Below are 3,063 nucleotides of genomic sequence, written 5' to 3'. Positions count from 1 at the left end.
AATCGCGCCAGCGCTGGCTGTTTTACGCGTATGACAGTCTCCGGAAGACGGTTGTTGCGCACGTATTCGGTGAACGCACTATGGCGACGCTGGGGCGTCTTATGAGCCTGCTGTCACCCTTTGACGTGGTGATATGGATGACGGATGGCTGGCCGCTGTATGAATCCCGCCTGAAGGGAAAGCTGCACGTAATCAGCAAGCGATATACGCAGCGAATTGAGCGGCATAACCTGAATCTGAGGCAGCACCTGGCACGGCTGGGACGGAAGTCGCTGTCGTTCTCAAAATCGGTGGAGCTGCATGACAAAGTCATCGGGCATTATCTGAACATAAAACACTATCAATAAGTTGGAGTCATTACCGAATAATCCCTGGGGGAGCGTTTTATTGGCAGTATTGTTTAAGTAATGAGTAATGCTCAGCCTGAACGCGGTAGCGGTAAACTGGTCGGCCAGTAACACCATAATGGATACTGGTAAATAAGATATGACAATTGACGAGCCAGATAAGGTATTTACGGCATGAGACCCGGGAGATATTGACCTCGTTCGCCAGTTCATCCGTGGAGAATTCCTGGTCCTGGTGCTCATCAATCCACTGGCACAGCGTACGTAACGTTTGTGGTGTCAGCCCCTTAGGTAAGCGCCGCGTTTCCTGCTCGCTGGAAGAGCTACCATGAATCAGTTGGTCAAGCTCTGACTGTTCATAGTACTGATGCTTCTCCATATCCGTTTTCTTCTGCAGCCAGTTGGTTAAGGCTTCTTCAAAGCGTGAGGCCTGAAATGGTTTGATCAGATAATCAACGACACCGTAGTGGAGTGAGTCTTTAATGGTTGTCGCATCGGCGGCGGAGGAGATGACGATGACATCACATTTACAGCCTTCGCTGTGCAGAATGGGTAACAGGTCCAGACCGTTTTCTTTCTGCATATAAATATCCAGTAGAATCAGGTCAATACGATGTTCGCCATGAAAGATGATCTCTTTGGCTTTTTCGAGAGTAGAGGCCGTTCCGCAGCAATGAAAACCAGACAGCTGCGCGACATAACGGCGGTTTAACTCCGCTACCATTGCATCGTCATCGACAATTAAGACATTGATCATCTGCTGGCCCTCTCACCATTCCACGGTAACTGTACAAAAAATTGGGTGAAGACCCCAGGTTCGGATTCGACGGAAATATTGCCGCCAACGTTTTCAACCTGCTGTTTCACAAGTGCTAAACCGACGCCTCGTTCGGTTCCTTTTGACGAGACGCCCTTCTCAAAGATGTGGTCAATGCGTTCGGGGGCGATCCCCGGACCATCGTCATTCACTTCGCAATGCAACCAGCCGTGTCGATAATGTAAGGATACGCTGATCTCACCCCCCGATTCTTGACCTAGCGCCTCCAGGGCGTTTTCAATCAAATTACCCAGCACGGTGATCAACACCGCCACCTGATCTTCATTACTATTTTCCGGCAACTGGCTTTCATTACTAATGATCAGGCTATGGCCTAAATCAGATGTGCGATTAATCTTACTGAGTAAAAAGCCCGCGATCACCGGTGATTTTATTTTGCCTAACAGTGAGCCAATCTCTTCCTGATAATTGTTGGCCGTCTTAATGATATAATTTTCTAACTGCTTATAACTTTTCAGGTGCAATAATCCCTGAATCACGTGTAACTTGTTCATGAATTCGTGGGATCGTTCACGAAGTGCATCGGCATAGTTAACCATACCGTCCAGACGTTGCATGAGTTTTCGGACTTCAGTCTTGTCTCTGAACGTTGAAATTGCCCCGATGATTCTGCCATTGCTGAGTACTGGAACGGTGTTGATTAAAAGCAGCCGGTCCTTCACCGTGATCTCCTCATCACGGCGTGGTGTTCCATCACGTAGCACCTGCGAAAGATCAACTACCTGAGACCATGCATGGCTGAGTGTGGAGAGTTGGGCATCATCCTGCGACTTTCGGTAATCCAATAGCTCCTGGGCGGCCTGGTTTATTAGCGTGACCTCACCACTATCATCAACGGCAATGACCCCCTCCTTTATAGAGTGCAGCATCGCCTGGCGCTGTTCGAACAGGTTGGATATTTCATAAGGCTCCAGACCAAACAGAATGCGTTTGAGAACCTTCACCAATACCCAGGTACCTAGTAACCCAACCAGAACGCCAAATAAGATAGACCAAAAGATACTGCCGCGGCTGTTATTGATCTGTTCTGTGACCCTGCTTAACTCGAGACCGATCGACACAACCCCAATCTGCTGGTGATGATCGTCATAAATGGGGGTGAAAACGCGTAGCGCTTTAGCCAGAAAGCCGCGATTAATGGCAACGTTCTCTTTGCCCTGTAACGCCAACAGGATATCGTCGCCTTTAAACGGTTGGCCGATACGTTGTGCTTCAGGGTGCGAATAACGAATGCTTTTCATATCCGTGACAACGATGAATAAAAAATCGTTGCGCTTATTTACCGCTTGAGCAATTGCCTGGATGCCGCTGTCCTCAGGCTTTTTCTTGAGCCCCTCGCGGATTTCAGGAGAGTTTGCCAACGTTCGCGCGACCGCAAGCGCTTTGTCTGCTAAGGCATCACGTGTCGTGTTGCTGATTTGCGAGAAGTAAATCAAATGAACGACGAGTAGCACAGAGAAGAGGACCGCGCTGACCATGAGGATCACGGTTGTGCCGAGTTTCATCGGGCGTTTGCGTATAGCCGTTCGTTGCAGAGGGTGTCTCATCGCAGTCCTGGAATCACTGTTTGTGCGGGTATTATCGCCCGATGAGGTACGTAATTCAAAGGTAGTAGGGGGATTCGGGCATTCCCGCCGCCATCCCTTCTTATATATGTAGTAGAAAATGGGCATCCGTTATTTTCTTTCTATATAGAAAAGAGGATTCAATGTTGGTTTCTTCTTTTTCCGGGATGTGATGCAGGAAATATTGACGGCTTTGTGGATAACTCTGTGTGTAAATGGGTATAAGGCGGGGGTCTGCTGGGGATTGCAGCAGTCAGTCATTTTTCTGTCATTTAAGGGTTGCGGGCTGAGGGAAACTCCCTATAATGCGCCT

2 protein-coding genes and 1 pseudogene are annotated in these 3,063 nt (G+C 48.7%); 1 reads left to right on the top strand and 2 read right to left on the bottom strand.

The annotated features are described in order from the left end of the window. Nucleotides 1–347: pseudogene (locus OGY19_RS19755) on the top strand (IS1-like element IS1A family transposase); the annotation flags it as partial. A gap of 37 nt (nucleotides 348–384) precedes the next feature. On the opposite strand, the gene dcuR reads toward OGY19_RS19755, so the two are convergent. Further along, nucleotides 385–1,104, bottom strand: a complete 720-nt coding sequence (dcuR, locus tag OGY19_RS19750; RefSeq protein WP_048213860.1) for a two-component system response regulator DcuR — start codon at nucleotides 1,102–1,104, stop codon at nucleotides 385–387. Beyond that, on the bottom strand, nucleotides 1,101–2,732 hold the full coding sequence (locus OGY19_RS19745) for a sensor histidine kinase (RefSeq protein WP_286597043.1): 1,632 nt from the start codon (nucleotides 2,730–2,732) through the stop codon (nucleotides 1,101–1,103). Before OGY19_RS19745 ends, dcuR begins: the two co-directional genes overlap by 4 nt. Between the last annotated feature and the right edge of the window lie 331 nt (nucleotides 2,733–3,063).

Origin of the sequence: Citrobacter sp. Cy070, assembly GCF_030332245.1 — a bacterium.
Lineage (GTDB): Bacteria > Pseudomonadota > Gammaproteobacteria > Enterobacterales > Enterobacteriaceae > Citrobacter > Citrobacter youngae.
This window is presented reverse-complemented; position numbering and strand designations above follow the sequence as displayed.